Here is a 16,590-nt window from a genome sequence, read left to right on the forward strand (position 1 = left end):
CAGAACAATGAATACCAAGGGAGTCATCACCATGGACAACACGGCAAAGCAGCAGGTCAAAGACGCTCTGAAGGCTCAGGCGGAACGTGACCTGGCCTCGCTCGGGGTGGAGGTTTCCCGGGAACATTCGGCTGCTGAGCTGGATCAGACCGACTCCTTCTCGGTGGATGACCTCTCCCAGTCGGATGACGCGGGTGACTTCGTGGGCATCTACGAGGGCATCGAGGACCGGCAGAAGGCTGTGATCGCCACCATCGATGCGCTGGATGTCAGCCTGACGGACACCGTCCGCCCGGGCGCCATCGTCGCTTTCGACGGCAGCCGGTACGTGGTGGGCGTCGTGGCGGAATCCTTCGACTGCGAGGGGGAGAGCTATGAAGGCATTGCCGTGGATTCCCCGGTGTTCGCCGTGATCAACGGACTGCATGCCGGAGACAGCTTCACGGTCAACGGCACTGAACATCGGCTGGACCTGGTCGTCTAGCGCTTCACCAGCTCCAGCCGGCGGTACCGGTTCAGGGCCGCGGCGATCTCCTGGGGGCGTGGCCGGGTCATGAAGCCCGGGTGTCCGCCATGGGTGGACAGCGCGTCCAGGCCGTCGCGATCGATGCGCTCCGTGATCTGGCCGACCAGCTCGGAGACGCTCCGCTGGTTATCGCAGAGTTCGGCCAGACGATCCAGGGCGCGCGCAATCGCGGTGGTCTGTGCGGAGTCAACCAGCTGAGGCAGCGCCTCGAGGCTGATGTCCTCCCGACCGTACTGTACAACCTTCGCGCTGCGCGCTTTAGCCGGTTTGGTTTTCTGCGCCGGGTGCAGCGATTGCCGGGCGGGAACCCGGGGTGTTGGTGTGTTGAAAACGTGCGCGGTGGCGGCGTCAGCAGCATCGGGGCCGGTTTCGCCTGCCGCGATGCTGCGCGCCTGCTCCGTGACATCGCGGGGCACATAGGAATCCATCGCAATGACGTGATCGGCGACGTCGAAGAACGCTCCGGAGCCACCGGCCACCAATACGGTGGAGACGCCCTTTTCGGTCAGCAGGGGGCGAACGCGATCCACAAAGGGCGTGATGGGTTCGCGGTCTGCCGGAATGAGCTCCCGCATCCGGTGATCGCGAATCATGAAGTTGGTCGCAGAGGTGTCCTCATCGATGAGCAGCGCGGAGGTCCCGGCTTCCAGCGCCTCGGAGAGGTTGGAGGCCTGCGAGGTGGAACCGCTCGCATTGGTGGTGGAGAACGCCCGCGTGTCAGAGCCGGAGGGCAGATTGTTGATAAAGGGCGCAATGTCCACCCCGGTCACCGAGCGGCCATCCTCCGCACGGATGGTGACGGCGTCCGGCCTGGTGATCACCCATTCGCGGCCATCCGAGCCGAGGTGGGGGTAGACGCCGCGTTCAATGGCCCGCAGGAGGGTCGATTTGCCGTGGTAGCCGCCGCCCACGATCACGGTGATCCCCTCCGGGATGCCCATCCCGGTGACCTGGCGTCCGCTGGGAACCTCAAAACTGACCTTCAGCGATTCCGGGCTCTGAAACGGCACCGCACCCTCCTCCAGCGGCCGGTCCGAATCGCCCGAACGGCGCGGCAGGATGGCGCCATCGCCCACAAAGGAGACCAATCCGGCGCCTTTCAACTGCCCGCGCAACGACTCCTGATCCACCAGCAGATCCACCTGTTCACGCAGAGCGGCGCGATCCAGGCTGGTGTACAGCAGGGACTGGCTGGCGATCCGGGGAAGCACCTCGGTGAGCAGCCGCGCAGCCTCGCGTCCTCGGATTCGACGGCCACTGGCCGGAAGGCTGACGGCGATTCGCGCCTCTACCCGCTCCGTGGACACCAGCACGTTCGTCCGCTCCAGAACCTGCTGCCCGGTGTGACCGATGCTGATGGGGTGGTGACCCGATGCCGCAGGCATCACCTGATGAATTGCCTGGGCAAAGCGGCGGGTCAGAAAATCGCTGACCGCAATGCGCTGAACGCGGGTCTCCAGCAAATCCGCAGGGAAGCCAGCGGTCTCTGCGTTGACGATGATGCGCATCAGCGACGGTGGTGCGTACGGGTCAACCTGAACGCGGTCGATGGCCAGTTCGATGCCGGGCGCCAGGTTGTAGCGACCCAGAAGTTGCTTATAGGAGGAGTAGCCTCGCCCATCGATGGCGTTCAGAGTCTGGTCGAGAGTTGAAAAATCACGCATGTGTCCAACAATTGCACATCCACCGGGGCAATGTGTCATCGGTGGCGCACCGGAGTGTCAGGACGCTCTGCGACCTGATGCCCGACGCGCCAGTTCAATGGTGAGCAGTGCCAGGACAGCGAGCCCCGCACAACAGAAGGGGAAAATGCCCTGATAGCCCGCGGCCGATGCCGATCCCAGGCCGATCACCGGCCCCGAAATGATCGCACCGAGGCGCCGGGTGTTCGTGAACAGGCCGGAGGCCAGACCCGGGCGCGGGATGATCTGCTGGAACAGCGTCGGTCCCATCCCGGCGACCACACCGAAAAACCATGCGTTGAGTACCTGCAGGGCGATGAACCCGGTAACGACGAGAGCCACCGCGCTCTTCGGTACCGGTGTGTGATCGTCCTCAGCGCTGCCCTTTTTCGCCGCAGTCTGGGGTGCAGACCGCCGTTGAGCCATCATCGCCAGGCTCGTGAGCACATTGAAGACCGCCACCAGGGCGACCACCACCAGGGCAACCACCGCCAGCGGCAGTACCGTGGCGACCATCAGCAGGAGGGCGAGCACCGGGTTCAGAAAGGTGAACTGAAGACCCCAGAACAGCGCGGAGGAGGGGACCAGAAGCCGCTTCACCGGTTCACCTTTCTCAGCCCTGCTGCGCGGGATTTCTTCCCTGACCGGGAGCAGGGCGCACAAAAATCGCAACTATTCGACAACTACTGCTGTGAGGATTGTGCTGGCTGGTCCGGGACCCCTCGTGACCTGAGTTTGATAGCATCCGGGGCATGGGCATCAGACTGGAAAACGTCGGTATTGCCGTTCGTGATATCGAGGCCGCGATCGCGTTTTTCACCGACCTCGGCCTGACGGTCCTCGGCCGCGATACGGTGAGCGGCGAATGGGCGGATACTGCTGTTGGACTCGATGGCAATCATGCCAGGATCGCGGTGCTTCAGACGCCGGATGGACAGGGGCGCCTTGAGTTCTTCGAATACCTCCACCCCGAGGCGATTGAGACCAATCCCACGCTTCCCCATGAGATCGGCATGCACCGCGTGGCCTTCGCCGTCGACGACATCGACGAATCCCTGGCGATTGCTGCACGGCACGGTTGTTACCCACTTCGCGGCGTGGCGAACTACGAGGGCGTATACAAACTCACCTACCTGCGCGGGCCGAGCGGCATCCTGGTGATGTTTGCCCAGGACTTGAGAGAGACCACCACCTGAGGGAGGCGATACCTGATGCCGCAGCATTCCACCAGCATCGTCATCGTGGGTGCCGGACCTACCGGGCTGATGCTGGCCAACTGCCTGCAGAGGCTGGGCGTAGCCTTTGTTCTCTTCGACTCAAAATCTGGCCCCACCCGCGAATCCAGGGCACTCGTTCTGCAGGCACGCAGCCTGGAAATCTATGCCCAGCTGGGACTGGCCTCCACCGTGCTGCAGCAGGTCATCCCGGCCCCGGCCATCGTTCCGGGATTCGGCGCCAGGACCTTCAGGGCACTGAAATTTCAGCCGCTCAGCTCCGGGCTGAGCCCCTACCCAGGTCTTCACATCTTGGAACAGAGCAAAAACGAGCAGATTCTCAAAGAGTCATTGGACGCTGCCGGTGCAGACGTTCGCTGGAACACCCGGCTGGCCTCGATCGAATTGCTGGGCCGCGATGGAGTGCGGGTGAGCGTTCTGGCGGCCGATGGCGGCGAGCAACTCATCGAGGCCCGGTACCTCGTCGGGGCGGATGGTGGCTCGTCCGCTGTGCGGGAGTTATGCGGAATTCCCTTTGACGGGGTGACCAACAGGAGCACTTTTTATGTGGCGGATGCTCGGGGCGTCCACGGGCTGGTGGAGCAGGCGGTCAATCTGCGGTTCAGTGAGACCGACTTTCTGCTCAGCTTCCCGCTCGGCAGCGCTGGGCGGCATCGGGTGATCGGTGTGGTTCATACCGGGGGAGCGGAGCCGGAGTCGGTGTCTGAGCCGGAGGCTCAGCAGACCCTGCACCGGGAATTCGGGGTCGGATACCGGGAGTCCTCCTGGTTTTCCACCTATCGGGTTCATCATCGCGTGGCCCGACATTTCCGCGCCGGTGCGGTTTTTCTAGCCGGCGATGCAGCCCATGTGCACTCGCCGGTGGGTGCGCAGGGGATGAACACCGGCCTTCAGGACGCGCACAATCTGGCCTGCAAGCTGGCCGACGTCCTGGTCGGGAACGCACCGGAGATCAGCCTGGACCGCTACGATGCCGAACGGCGTCCGGTGGCGTTGCGCCTGGTCGCCTCGACCGATCGGCTGTTCAGCACCGTGACCTCCGGCTCCTGGCTGGCCCGACTGCTGCGCGGAAGGGTCCTGCCCCACGTGCTGCCACTGGCGGCGGCGGTGGCAGCACGGATCGCGCGGGCCGCACGCATCGTTGAGTATCTCTCGCAGACGCGCATCCACTACTGGATGAGCGATGAGGAGCGCCGCGCCGCGCATGGCCGACGTGACCAGGTGGTCGGGCGACGACTGCCCTGGAACGGTGACAACTATGACGTTCTGTCGGCCCTGAGCTGGCAGATCCATCTGTACGGCCCCTGTCCGCCGGACCTTTCACCGAGGCTGGCTCGCGAATCCGGGCTGGAGGTGCAGTGTTTTCCCACGATCCGCAACCCTCGTTTGCAGGCCGGCAAGGCCTATCTGATCCGTCGTGATGGCTTCGTCGCCGCCCGCCAGCCCGTGCAGGATTCCACCGCCGAGTGGTCCCGCTGGGCCACTTGAGGGACGGTGCCGGCTGCCTCCGGATGCGCAGGGGACCGCCAGCTGACGGTCCCCTGCGCATCCTCGTTCTGGGCATCCGGTCAGGCTGGCTTAGCGGCCACCCTCCATCTTGCGGCTGCGCTGCTCCTGAGCCCGGGGTCCATAGGGGTAGATGCCGAGCCGGGGCTGGCTCGCCTGGGTCAACTGCTCGGTTTCCTCAGGAGAGAGGACGAGCTCTGCGGCAGCCAGGTTGTCGTTCAGCTGCTCCACGGTGCGCGCACCCAGAATGACTGAGGTGACGGCTGGGCGATCCACCAGCCAGGCCAATGCCACCTGAGAAGGACTCACCTCGTGGCGTCCTGCGATGGCCTCCACCGTGTCGATGACCTCCCAGGTCTGCGGGTTGTCGTTACGGGCCTGCCAGGCCTCCATACCGCGGGTCGGGTTCTCGCCCAGTCTGGTGGCGCCTACGGGCGCCTGATCGCGCTTGTATTTACCGGAAAGCCAGCCACCGCCCAGGGGGGACCAGGGCAGAAGTCCGATGCCGGCATCGAGCGCTGCGGGAACGATCTCTGACTCGATCTCCCGGACCAGCAGGCTGTACTGCGGCTGCAGGGTCACCGGTGGGTGCCAGCCGTGAGCTTTCGCGACGTGGACAGCCTTGGTGAGTTGCCAGCCCAGGAAGTTGGAGAAACCGTAGTAATTGATTTTGCCGCGGACGACGGCGTCCTCCAGGAAGTGGAGAGTTTCCTCCAGCGGGGTGATCGGGTCCCAGGCATGCATCTGATACAGATCGATCTGCTCCACGCCCAGTCGGCGGAGCGAATCGTCCAGAGCGCGGGTCAGATGCCGACGTGAGGTGCCGAGGTCATTAGGGGCCGTTCCCATCGGGAAACGGCCCTTGGTGGCGATCACCACGGTGTCCCGGGCTTCGGGTCGCTGACTTAACCAGCGGCCGATGATCTCCTCCGAGACCCCGGCGCTGTAGACATCGGCGGTATCGATGAAATTGCCGCCTGCGGCAACATAACGATCCAGGATGGCGTGTGAGGCTTCCTCCGAGGCCTCTGCCCCGAAGGTCATGGTTCCCAGTGCATAGTCGGATACCACGGTGCCGCTGTGTCCCAGTGTGCGGTAGTGCATCATGCTCCTTGAGTGGTTTCGGTACGCCAGCTGAATTCGGGTTCAAAACCCAGAAGACGTCTGGCTTTGTCGATGGAAAGCAGCGTTTCGTGCTCTCCGAGTTCTTTGGCGATGGGAACTTCGGGGAAGATCTCTGCCGCGAGGCTGGCGCTGGAGCGGCTCATCACGGTGTCAGCGTTCGCGATGATGAAGGCTTCGAAGCCGGGAGTGCCGTTCTCCAGCGCGCGGGCCACTGCCTGCGCTCCGTCGCGACCGTCGATGTAGCCCCAGAGGTTCCATTTGCGCAGGGTCGCATCCGCATCGAAAGCGGGGAACCGCGCATAGTCGGCAGGATCCATGACGTTGGAGAATCGCAGGCCCACGATGCTCAGCTCCGGGTCCCAGCGGGTCAGTTCCTTCGCCATCTGCTCCTCCAGGTGTTTCACCAGGGAGTAGGTGCTTTCCGGCCGGGCCGGGTACTCCTCATCCACCGGAATATAGGGCGGCGGCACATCGAAGGGCAGTCCCAGCACCGTCTCGGAGGAGGCATAGACGATCTTCGTGATGCCCGCCCGCCGTGCCGCCTGAAAGACGTTGTAGGTGGAGAGCATGTTGTTCTCAAAGGTCGCGGCATCGGGGGCGATGCCGGGTGCCGGAATGGCTGCGAGGTGCACCACCGCATCAAAGCCGGTGTGCCGTTCTTCCAGCCCCAGAAACAGATCCAGCACCTGGCCGTAGTTTTGCAGGTCGATGGCGACGAAGCCCGGCCCGCGCTCACCGGTGCGGTCCAGTGTGAGCACCTGGTGCCCGTCTTCGGTCAACCGGCGGACCACATGTCTACCCAGTTTTCCGTTGCCGCCGGTCACTGCAATTCTCATTTTTACTCCTTCGTGAGGTAGAGGTGGTCAGGCCCGCGGTACCGTCATTTTCCGGCGAATCCGGAGCCGAGTGCTCTGGGAACCGCGATAACTCCACCCTAGATCTCGCAATGGCGACGGCGCGTGGCCCTGCGAATCCTAGGAAGGCCTGGCCACCGAGCCGTTCGGTCAATAGTCCTAGGATTCGCAGACCCCCTTTCGAGAGTCCAGTGCTATGGAGGGGAGAGGTCTGCGGTGCCAGAATGGAAGGCATGGGTCAGAGCGCTGAATTTGGACGGTTCCTGAGAGCTATGCGATCCCGGTTGGCACCGGAGGATGCAGGGCTGGCTGCGGCGCCTACCGCCAGGCGGGTCCCAGGGCTCCGGCGTGAGGAGGTGGCGCGGCTGGCGGATGTCAGCACGGACTACTACACGCGGCTGGAGCAGGGGCGCAATATTCACCCCTCCAGATCGGTACTGGCTTCGGTGGCTCGTGCCCTGCGACTGGATTCCAGCGAGCAGGCTCATATGAATGATCTGCTGGAGAATTGTGCGAAGTCCCCGGATGCCGCCCCACTGCAGACCGTCCGTCCTGCTCTGCGTCAGCTTCTTGCGGCGTTGGGAGAGGCTCCTGCGCTCATCCTGGGTCGTCGTACGGATGTTCTGGCCGGTAACAGCCTGGCCTTCCTCTTGTTGGCAGATTTCGCGGCGATGCCCGCAGCGGAACGCAATCTCACCCGATGGGTGGTTCTGGACCCCGCAGCCCGGATGCTTTTTCGTGATTGGGAAAGCGTCGCCGCAGATACCGTCGGGGCGCTTCGGACCGATATCGGTCGGCACCCCAGCGATTCACAGGCCAATCAGCTGGTGGGTGAGCTTGCCGTGGACAGCGAGCAGTTCCGTCAGTGGTGGGCGGGACACCACGTGGCCGCACGCGCCTCGGGGTTGATTCACTTTCATCATCCGATCGTGGGCGATCTGGATCTGAACTTTGAGGATCTCACCTCACCCGATGACCCGGATCAGGTGCTCCGCATTTATTCGGCCAAGCCGGGCTCCCCGTCAGCGGATTGCCTGAGCCTGCTGGGCAGCTATGGTGCCGCCCCTGCGAGTGCTCCGGCCGGTGCAGCCGGGGATATCGTCCCGACGAGCACGCCGCAGACACCCACGGGAAAAACCTCCGCTTAACAACTTCTTGGAAGATTCCGCCAGCTCTCAGTCGGAGAACCTGACGTCCTTCGTTTCGAGCACCCGGGCGGTGCGTCCGGGTGCGGACTGAAACTGCCAGTACAGATTCGTGTGGGCAATGACGTCCGGTACCGGAGGTGCACCCCAGTCCGATTTGTCCCCGGCGGTATGCGCGTCGCCGACCAGCGTGACATCGTAGCCTCGGGCGAACGCACCATGGATCGTGGAGCGGATGCAGGCATCGGTCTCGGCGCCCGCTACGACCACATGGCCGACGCCTGCCTCGGCCAGCACTTCTTCCAAGGAGGTAGCTTCAAAGGAATCGCCGAAATTCTTGGCCACCAGCGGCTCGGTGCTCAGACGAAGGAGCTCGGGGACGTACTCCCAGTCCGGACTTCCGGGGGCAAGCTGTTCATCCGAGTGCTGGACCCAGATGACCGGGACGTCCTCTGCCCGCGCCTTCTCCACCAGAGTGCTGATATGTGAAACCACCTCCTCACGCCGATAGGCCCCATCCACGACGCCGTTCTGAACGTCAATGACGAGAAGTGCGGAATTCGGACGATGCTGCAGAGTGGTCATCAGTGGTCTCCCGGAGCGTGAGGTGGAAGGTGAACGGCCCAATCGGTGATGCTTTTCAAGCCTAGATCTGACCTCCGACAGAATCACCCCAGGCCCTGTCGACGAGCGGTGAGAAACTACCTTGGCAGCGAGTCGAGTACCCGGGCGATCGTCTCTGGGCTGCCCACATTGCCAGGAACGACCACCTGTACGGTGGCTGCGCCGGGCGCACTGGCCAGATCCCAGACAGAGACTCCGTCCAGCACCTGGCCCCGCACCACGGCGGAACTGGCGCCCAGAGCGGTACAGGCAACCTCGGCTGAGGTGATGCCGCCCTTGGAAATCACCACGGATGCGGAGCGGGCCAGAACGGCCGTTGCCGCCATCAGCGCTTCCATGACCAGTTCACCGTGGCGCAGGGTGTTGTCCTCAGCCCGGCGTTCGCGTTGTGAGCAGATCGCCACGATGCCCTCTGATTCAAGGGCGGCCGTTGCCTCACTCACCAGGTCGGCAGCGGAGGCCTGCGGGTCCGCGAACGCTGCCTGGGTGGACAGAGTGACGATGCGGATCCCGCGAGCCTCGAGCGCAGCCAGCTGTGCGGTGGCTCCGCCGGTATGTGAACCGCAGACAATGAGGGTCCGGCCGGCGGGCGTGGTCAGCGGCAGGGTGAGCAGCCCGGCGCTGTAACTGTCCGCACACATGGCGGCCAGGGGAGCAGCACAGCGAACCACAACGCGGCGTTGCTGAAGAGCGTCCATGAGCCCCCGGTGGATCAGTTCCACATCGTCATCGGTCTCGACATCCGGCACCACGCACTCACCCACGCCTGCCCGGAGCAAGGCCTCGGTGACGGCGGAGCCACCGCTGGTGCGCAGCTCGGCCAGAGACACCGGGATGGCTGAACGATCACCCTTTTCCCGGACGTAGTCCACCAGATGTGAACTCCGGAAACCGAAGACCGGATCCTGAGCGTATTCGGTCTGGCCGACAGGCGTGGGTACGCCATCGATCGCCAGGCGGTGGACGGAATCCAGGGTGGTGCGGCCACCGTGAGGGAAGGCCGGGACGAACAGGATGGGCGCCGCTCCCTGGGCAAAGACGTCACTCTCGGCAAAAACGTGTCCCCGCAAGGTGGAATCTCCGCGAAGCACCACCAGGATCTCCTCGCCCAGGAGGGCGCCGACTTCGGCGAGCTCACTTTTGATCCGGGTGCACAGCGCTATGGCCTCGGCCTCGCTGATGGCCCGCGAGTTGGTCTGAAGGTAGACCGAAGGATGCGTTTGCAGTGTCTCGAGAAGTGACGGGACATCCCAGCTCAGCAGCACGATGGCGCCGGTGGCGGACTGAGTGCCGGTCGGGTCGTCATCCAGAATGACGGTTTTCGGGGATTTCACGAGGGAGCCTCCTTGATCGCAACGTGGACGCTGTCACCTTCCCGGGCATTCCGGGGGAGGAAGGCAGCGCTTTACAGTTTTAATATTTCCTATAGGATCTATTGTAGGTGTCCAGGCGCACCACGTCGAACCTCACACTGCAATGGAGCATTATGCCGATCGAAAACCCCCCCTACACGGCTGAAACCTGGCCGATTGCCGCCTGCCTTCACGGTATCCCCGCGGTCGACCGCCACGGAGTCGCTCTGCACGATGCCGCTCCGGAAGTCTGGGATGACGTCTTCGCCCAGGTCGAAGATCTGGATTTCAACCTTGTCGAGCTGGCGGACAGCCATGTGCGCCCCGCTGATCTGGAGCCGAGCCGCCGCGATGAATTCCTGGCGATCGCAGCCGCGCACGGAATCCGCATTCCCTCCGTGCACCTGCAGCGCCAGAGCGTCATCATGCCCGGTCATGAGGCAAAGAACCTCGCTTATGCGCACCGCACCATCGATGCGGCCGCGGAGTGGGGGATGGAGGTTTTCTCCACCGGTCTGCACCAGCCCTTCAGCGAGGCACAGCGCAAAGCACTCTGGTTCTGGACCGCTGAGGGCCCCAAGGATCCGGATGACCCGGAGCGCTGGAATCTCGCCGTGCGCAGCATCCGGGAACTCGGTGAACATGCCGCCTCCGTCGGGCTACCGGTCTCGCTGGAGATGTATGAGGACACCTACCTGGGTACCGCGGACAGCGCTGTGCGGTTTGTCGAAGAGGTGGGGCTGGACAACGTGGGTCTCAACCCGGACATCGCCAATCTGATCCGCCTGCACCGGCCCATTGAGGACTGGCGTGAGATGTTCGCCAAAACCCTGCCGTACGCCAACTACTGGCATGTGAAGAACTACACCCGTGACGAAGCAGCAGACGGCAGCTGGGCCACCTCCGTGCCCTCCACTATGGAAGCTGGCCTGATCAACTACCGGCAGGTCTTCCGCGACGCCATCTCGCTGGGATACCAGGGCATCATCATGACCGAGCACTACGGGGGAGACAGCCTCGGCATGTGCGCCACCAATCAGAAGTACATCCGCACCTTGCTCCCAAAGACGGGCAACTCAGCGAAGAAAGAAGGACAGCTGTGAAAGATCTCACTATCGCCGTCGTCGGCTCGGGCTACATGGGAGGAGGCATCGCTCAGGTGCTCGCCCTCGCCGGCGCCACCGTCCGGATTGCCGATATCTCCGCAGAGATCGCGCAGAGCAACTACGAGCGACTGGTCACCGAGGCCCGGCAGTTCGTGGCGGACGGGCTGTTCCCCGCCGATGCCGTGGAGCGGATCGAAGCCAATCTTTCGCCAGCCGCGTCCATTGAGGCCGCGGTGGAAGGCGCCGACTTCATCGAGGAAGCCGTTCCGGAGAAGTTGGAGATCAAACACGCCACCCTGGCGCGGATCAGTGCAGCAGCCCGGCCCGATGCGATTATCGGATCGAACACGTCCACCATCCTGATCGGCTCCATGGCCGGGGCGGTGACGAACCCGGAACGCTTCCTGGGCGTCCATTTCTCCAATCCGGCACCGTTCATTCCCGGCGTGGAGATCATCCCTCATGAGGGCACGAATTCAGAGATCCTGCCTTTCGTCGAGGAGATCGTCGCGGCCACCGGCAAGGAAACGGCCCGGGTCAAGGACTCCACCGGCTTCGTGCTCAACCGCCTGCAGTATGCGCTCTTCCACGAGGCAGCCCAGATTGTCGAGGAAGGCATCGTCACCGCGGAGGGTCTGGACACCATTGTGCGGACTACGTTCGGGTTCCGCCTGCCCTTCTTCGGCCCCTTCGCCATCGGCGATATGGCGGGACTGGACGTCTACGCCTTCTGCTACGAATCCCTGCAGACTCGCTGGCCGGAGCGGTTCTCCACCCCGGCCTCATTGCAGAAGCTGGTCGATGAAGGCAAGTTCGGCACCAAATCCGGTGCCGGGTATCTCGATGTTCCGGCAGATCGCACTCCGGAACTGGTCGCGTACCGCAATAAGGCCTATGTGGCGATGAAGAAGCTCGTTGACGAGCTGGGTCCCGCGCCCATCCACCCCGCGAACTGAACCACAGAACTACTCAACGAGAACTGATCAAGGAGGATCACCATGACTGAATTCCCCGCTTCCCGCACCGTCATCCTGACGGGCGCCGCCTCCCCGCGCGGCATCGGACGCGCTTCCGCCCACTATCTGGCCGAGCACGGCTGGAACATCGGCATCATCGACCTCGATGGCGCCGCTGCCCAGGCCGTGGCTGCCGAAATCGCCGCTGAACACGGTGTTCAGGCGGCCGGTGCCGGCGCCAACGTCGCCAATGAGGCTCAGGTCCGGGACGCCTTCGACGAGTTGGAGGCTCAGCTTCCCCAGTTGGTCGCCGTCGTCAACCTTGCCGGCGTCTCTTCGCCGGTGCCCTACCTCGAGGTGACGGCGGAGGAGTGGGATCGTGTCATGAACATCAACATGAACGGCGTCCACTACGCCACCCGACGTGCCGTCGAGTCCATGGTCAAAAACGGCGTGGGTCGTGTGGTCAGCCTGTCCTCGGTGTCCGCTCAGCGCGGTGGCGGCACGTTCAGCAAAACCGTCTACTCCGCTGCGAAGGCAGGCGTCATCGGCTTCACCCGCAGCGTGGCCCGCGAGCTCGGCCCGCTGGGCGTGACGGTCAACGCCATCTCTCCCGGTCCGATCGATACCGACATCATGGGCGGAACGCTGACCGAGGAGCGCAAGGAAAAGATGGCAGCCGATGGCGTTCTGCCGCGGATCGGCACCCCGCGTGACATTGCGGCGGCCATCGCCTACCTGATCAGTGAGGACGCCGGATTCGTGACGGGGCAGACCCTGAACGTTGACGGTGGCCTCTACATGCACTAGGCCGTGGCCATGTCTGGCACCTGGTCGAAGAGCCGTCTGCTGTTCCTGGCCGTGGGCATCGCTCTCGTCGGAATCGGCGTCTGGATGATCCTCCCGCGGCTGCTCGGCTGAGCCCTCGATCTGCCCACCCCGCGAATCACCACCCCCACCCGCAAAGAACCGCCACTCAACGAGGAGTGAAATTTGTCCAGCCCATCCAGCTCTGCAACCACCGCTGATAACGTGCAGAGCCCCGCACTGAAATCAGCTATTTCCAAGGCGGCCCGCCACCTGATGCCCATGTTGGTCATCCTGTACTTTGTGGCCTTCCTTGACCGGACGAACGTCGGCTTCGCCGAAGCCGGCCTGCACGTGGACGCCGGTGTCTCCAACGGGGCTTTCGCCCTGGGAGCCGGCATCTTCTTCATCGGATATGCCCTGTTCGAAATCCCCAGCAACCTGTTGCTCAAAAAGTTCGGCGCGCGTTTCTGGCTGGCCCGGATCGCCGTCACCTGGGGCATCGTCGCCGCGGCTTTCGCCTTCACCTCGAACGAGACGATGTTCATCATCCTCCGGTTCCTTCTGGGTGTGACCGAAGCTGGTCTGTTCCCGGGGGTGATCATGTTCCTGGCAGCCTGGTTCCCGAACAAGGTCCGGGTACAGATGTTTGCGATCTTCTACCTCGCGCAGCCCTTTTCCCAGATGCTGGGTGCCCCGCTCAGCGGTGGCCTGGTCAGCTTCGGTGAATCGATCACGCCGTGGCACGGCTGGCAGGTGATGTTCTTCGTCGAAGGCGTCTTCGCGATCCTGGCCGGTATCGCCTCGCTCGTCTGGCTCACCAACAGCCCGCAGCAGGCAAAATTCCTCGACGATGACGAGAAGGCCGCCCTGCTGGACGTCATGGAGCGCGAGGATGTGGTGCGGACCCAGGACGGGCCTAACGGCATCGGCCGCGCCATGCTCAGCTGGAAGGTGTGGTACTTCACCGTCATCTACTTCTGCCTCCAGATCGCCGTATACGGGACCACCTTCTACCTCCCTCAGCAGGTCTCCTCGCTGGTCGGGATGAAGGTGGGCTGGCAGGTGGGTCTGCTGGCAGCCATTCCGTGGTTTGTCGGGCTTTTTGCCTGCTACCTCATCGGCAAATATGCCGTCACCCTGAAGCGTCGCCGCAACTGGGGCACCTGGTGCTACCTGTTGACCGGCGGTGGCATCCTCGCCTCTGCCTGGGCCGGTTCGGCTGGCCTGCCCTTCCTGGGCATCGTCTTCATCACGGTGGCCGTCTCCGCCTTCCTCAGCGTCGGACCGATCACCTGGTCCTTCCCCACGGCGTTCCTCACTGGCACGGCCGCTGCGGCAGGCATCGGCCTGATCAACTCCCTCGGTAACCTGGGCGGATTCGTGGCGCCACTGATGCGTACCGCCATCAATGACTCCATCCCGACGTCCACTGGAGTCTGGGGTGTGGTCTCGCTGGGTGTGTTTGCCTTCCTGGCGGCGGTCATGGTGGCCTTCACCAAGCGGTTCCAGTCCAAGGCCGACGCCCTGCTGGAGACAACGCCGCTGCACTGAGGCCTGGCCTCGATTCCGCGAACGAAAACGGGAAGAGCACCTGCAATTGCAGGTGCTCTTCCCGTTTTCGTTCGCTAAGTCCTCAGGTTGTCACCGGGGGAGCGGCATCCGCACGGGAACGCTGCCGCACTTTCTCGATGTGCTCACGCATGGCGGCAGCAGCCAGGGCGCCATCGCCGGTGCGGAAGGCCTCCAGAATCTTGCTGTGCTCGTCCATCGCATCATCAGTATCGTTGATACCGCGCTCCACGCTCTGCCTCATCCGGTGCACGCGGCTGGAAATGGCCTCGGACATGTCTAGCAGAAAGGGATTCCCGGTGCCCTCAAAAATAACATGGTGGAAGTTCCAGTCCGTCGCGTAGTAGTCGCGCAGAAGGCTGACCGAAAGCTGCCCCTGAGCCCTGGCCTGGTCGATGGCCTGAGCAGCTTTGCGCTGAGCTTCCAGCGCGCGTTCCAATACGGGCACCAGGGCGGCGCTGTCCTTGGCCGCAAGTTCCGCGGCACCGCCTTCGAGCACCAGGCGGGTGTCATAGAGGGCTTCCAGCTGTCCATCCATGATCGGCGGCGCGACGCGATAGCCCTTGAGCGGCTCGCGGATCACCAGGCCGGTGCGCTCCAGCTGGACCAGCGCCTCCCGGACCGGGGTGGGGGAGACATCAAGATCGCGGGCGATGGCGTCAATCGGCAGCCGGGCACCGGCCTCGACTTTGGAGCTCATCAGCATGTCCAGGACCAGGTCGTAGACCCGATCCCGCAGGCCTCTCCGCTCCACTGCACCGGATCCACTCAAAGGAGACACGGGTTCAGACATTCCTACCTCCCACCACTCAGAACGCAGCACGGGGACTTCCTGCTGCAGGAAGCGCCAATGCTTCATCGAGCACCGAACGCACCGCGCTGGCGTCATGAGCAAATCGACCGAGGAAGACTCCGTCAACGCTGTCGCCAATGCTGGTCAGCAGTCCCGGCCCCGCGCTGCCTCCGTAGATGATGGCGGCTTGGGAGAGATCGGAAGATGCGTCCAGATGCGCTCGAATCAGCATACACACCCGCCGGATGTGTTCATCGGAGGCGGGAATCGCGGCGCCGATCGCCCAGTGCGGCTCGTAGGCCACAATGATCTGACCGCCGATGCCGGATTCCCGAGCCAGCGAGAGCGCCGAGTCGATCTGCCGGATGCACTCGGCAGCAGCAGCCTCCGGATCGGCGACGTCCGCCTCGCCAATGCACAGCACCGGGGCCAGCCGGTTGCGCAACGCGGCGAGGGTCTTGGCTGCCACGACGTCCTCGGTCTCCCCGAAGAGGCGGCGCCGTTCGGCATGACCGACCTCCACAACACGGCAGCCCAGCTCGGCCAGTTCGGCGCCACTCACCTCTCCGGTATAGGCGCCGACGTCCTCGGTGGCCAGATCCTGGCCACCGACCAGCACGGCATCACCCGCCACAGCCAGGGCGGCGGGGATGGAGGGGAAGCTGGGAATGACGAAAAGTTTCACCGGAGCATCCGGGCCGGCCGTTGCCGGGTGGGTCCGGGCGATCTCCGCTATCTGTGCACACCAGGACGCAGCGCGGGCGTGGCTGAAGTACATCTTCAGACTCACGCCCACCCACAGTGTCCGTTCAGGAACGGTACCCACGTTCAGTCGCCTTCGTACCCGCAGATCTCCTGCACCTTGTCTGCAGAAGCGCTGGAGGGATCGAAGGTGTAGGTCAGCCATTCGGCCACCAGCCGGCGGCCCAGCTCGATGCCGATCACGCGCTGGCCCAGGCAGAGCACCTGAGCATTATTGGAGAGGATGGAGCGCTCCACCGAAAAGCTGTCATGGGCGGTCACTGCGCGGATGCCTTTGACCTTATTGGCGGCAATGGCCACACCCAGGCCGGTGCCGCAGACCAGGACGGCGCGGTCCGCCTCGCCGCGCGCCACCATCTCGGCAGCCGCTACGGCGATCGTGGGGTAGTTCGCGCCGCCATCGGCGTTCACGCCGACGTCGGTCACCGAAGCGACCAACGCATTGGCTTCAAGATCAGCCTTGAAACGTTCCTTATAGTCAAAACCTGCGTCATCCGATCCGACGACAAGGCGTAATCCGCTCATGGTGTGCTCCTTCTGTGCTG

Annotated in this window: 17 protein-coding genes; 8 read left to right on the forward strand and 9 right to left on the reverse strand. The window is 63.8% G+C overall.

Annotated features, from left to right (window positions below; all coding sequences use genetic code 11):
• The first annotated feature begins 31 nt into the window (after nt 1-31).
• The gene (locus tag QQM37_RS00455) at nt 32-484 is read left to right on the forward strand and encodes a hypothetical protein (RefSeq protein ID WP_285723938.1); all 453 of its coding nucleotides are present in this window, start codon (nt 32-34) and stop codon (nt 482-484) included.
• Here QQM37_RS00455 and QQM37_RS00460 read toward each other — a convergent pair.
• Nucleotides 481-2,190: an ABC-ATPase domain-containing protein gene (locus QQM37_RS00460; RefSeq protein ID WP_285723939.1), complete on the reverse strand. Its 1,710-nt coding sequence runs from the start codon at nt 2,188-2,190 to the stop codon at nt 481-483. The genes QQM37_RS00455 and QQM37_RS00460 overlap by 4 nt on opposite strands.
• A 57-nt stretch (nt 2,191-2,247) precedes the next feature.
• Nucleotides 2,248-2,808 carry an MFS transporter gene (locus QQM37_RS00465; protein ID WP_285723940.1) on the reverse strand — a complete coding sequence of 187 codons (561 nt, stop codon included), beginning with the start codon at nt 2,806-2,808 and terminating at the stop codon, nt 2,248-2,250.
• Between the two features lie 152 nt (nt 2,809-2,960).
• Between QQM37_RS00465 and QQM37_RS00470 the strand changes: the two genes are divergently transcribed.
• Together QQM37_RS00470 and QQM37_RS00475 are read left to right on the forward strand one after the other, a co-directional pair.
• Nucleotides 2,961-3,404 (forward strand): VOC family protein, encoded by a 444-nt coding sequence (locus QQM37_RS00470; protein WP_285723941.1) that lies wholly within the window; start codon nt 2,961-2,963, stop codon nt 3,402-3,404.
• Between the two features lie 15 nt (nt 3,405-3,419).
• Nucleotides 3,420-4,931, forward strand: coding sequence for an FAD-dependent monooxygenase (locus tag QQM37_RS00475; RefSeq protein ID WP_285723942.1), 1,512 nt, complete (start codon nt 3,420-3,422; stop codon nt 4,929-4,931).
• A gap of 90 nt (nt 4,932-5,021) precedes the next feature.
• On the opposite strand, the gene QQM37_RS00480 is transcribed toward QQM37_RS00475, so the two are convergent.
• Nucleotides 5,022-6,053: an aldo/keto reductase gene (locus QQM37_RS00480; protein ID WP_285723943.1), complete on the reverse strand. Its 1,032-nt coding sequence runs from the start codon at nt 6,051-6,053 to the stop codon at nt 5,022-5,024.
• A complete protein-coding gene (locus tag QQM37_RS00485) occupies nt 6,053-6,910 on the reverse strand; it encodes an NAD-dependent epimerase/dehydratase family protein (protein WP_285723944.1) in 858 nt (285 codons plus the stop codon). Before QQM37_RS00485 ends, QQM37_RS00480 begins: the two co-directional genes overlap by 1 nt.
• A gap of 251 nt (nt 6,911-7,161) precedes the next feature.
• Here QQM37_RS00485 and QQM37_RS00490 point away from each other — a divergent pair, with 251 nt between their 5' ends.
• Nucleotides 7,162-8,076, forward strand: coding sequence for a helix-turn-helix transcriptional regulator (locus tag QQM37_RS00490; RefSeq protein ID WP_285723945.1), 915 nt, complete (start codon nt 7,162-7,164; stop codon nt 8,074-8,076).
• Between the two features lie 27 nt (nt 8,077-8,103).
• On the opposite strand, the gene QQM37_RS00495 is transcribed toward QQM37_RS00490, so the two are convergent.
• Nucleotides 8,104-8,658 (reverse strand): cysteine hydrolase family protein, encoded by a 555-nt coding sequence (locus QQM37_RS00495; protein WP_285723946.1) that lies wholly within the window; start codon nt 8,656-8,658, stop codon nt 8,104-8,106.
• A gap of 116 nt (nt 8,659-8,774) precedes the next feature.
• Nucleotides 8,775-10,031: a four-carbon acid sugar kinase family protein gene (locus QQM37_RS00500; RefSeq protein ID WP_285723947.1), complete on the reverse strand. Its 1,257-nt coding sequence runs from the start codon at nt 10,029-10,031 to the stop codon at nt 8,775-8,777.
• Between the two features lie 152 nt (nt 10,032-10,183).
• On the opposite strand from QQM37_RS00500, the gene QQM37_RS00505 reads away from it, so the two are divergent.
• The 4 genes from QQM37_RS00505 to QQM37_RS00520 all read left to right on the forward strand — a co-directional run bounded on the left by QQM37_RS00505 (nt 10,184) and on the right by QQM37_RS00520 (nt 14,472).
• Nucleotides 10,184-11,152, forward strand: coding sequence for a sugar phosphate isomerase/epimerase family protein (locus QQM37_RS00505; RefSeq protein ID WP_285723948.1), 969 nt, complete (start codon nt 10,184-10,186; stop codon nt 11,150-11,152).
• A complete protein-coding gene (locus tag QQM37_RS00510) occupies nt 11,149-12,111 on the forward strand; it encodes a 3-hydroxyacyl-CoA dehydrogenase family protein (protein WP_285723949.1) in 963 nt (320 codons plus the stop codon). Before QQM37_RS00505 ends, QQM37_RS00510 begins: the two co-directional genes overlap by 4 nt.
• 42 nt (nt 12,112-12,153) lie before the next feature.
• Nucleotides 12,154-12,921, forward strand: a complete 768-nt coding sequence (locus QQM37_RS00515; RefSeq protein WP_285723950.1) for an SDR family NAD(P)-dependent oxidoreductase — start codon at nt 12,154-12,156, stop codon at nt 12,919-12,921.
• Nucleotides 12,922-13,104: 183 nt separating this feature from the next.
• Nucleotides 13,105-14,472 carry an MFS transporter gene (locus QQM37_RS00520; protein ID WP_285723951.1) on the forward strand — a complete coding sequence of 456 codons (1,368 nt, stop codon included), beginning with the start codon at nt 13,105-13,107 and terminating at the stop codon, nt 14,470-14,472.
• Between the two features lie 82 nt (nt 14,473-14,554).
• Here QQM37_RS00520 and QQM37_RS00525 read toward each other — a convergent pair whose 3' ends face one another.
• Genes QQM37_RS00525 through QQM37_RS00535 form a run of 3 tightly spaced genes read right to left on the reverse strand, consistent with a single transcriptional unit; the run spans nt 14,555 to nt 16,570 of the window.
• On the reverse strand, nt 14,555-15,283 hold the full coding sequence (locus QQM37_RS00525) for a GntR family transcriptional regulator (RefSeq protein ID WP_285723952.1): 729 nt from the start codon (nt 15,281-15,283) through the stop codon (nt 14,555-14,557).
• A gap of 16 nt (nt 15,284-15,299) precedes the next feature.
• Nucleotides 15,300-16,109 carry a triose-phosphate isomerase family protein gene (locus QQM37_RS00530; RefSeq protein WP_285723954.1) on the reverse strand — a complete coding sequence of 270 codons (810 nt, stop codon included), beginning with the start codon at nt 16,107-16,109 and terminating at the stop codon, nt 15,300-15,302.
• Between the two features lie 2 nt (nt 16,110-16,111).
• Nucleotides 16,112-16,570, reverse strand: coding sequence for a ribose-5-phosphate isomerase (locus QQM37_RS00535; protein ID WP_285723956.1), 459 nt, complete (start codon nt 16,568-16,570; stop codon nt 16,112-16,114).
• Nucleotides 16,571-16,590: the final 20 nt, after the last annotated feature.

This window comes from Psychromicrobium xiongbiense (assembly GCF_030271165.1).
GTDB classification, from domain to species: domain Bacteria; phylum Actinomycetota; class Actinomycetes; order Actinomycetales; family Micrococcaceae; genus Renibacterium; species Renibacterium xiongbiense.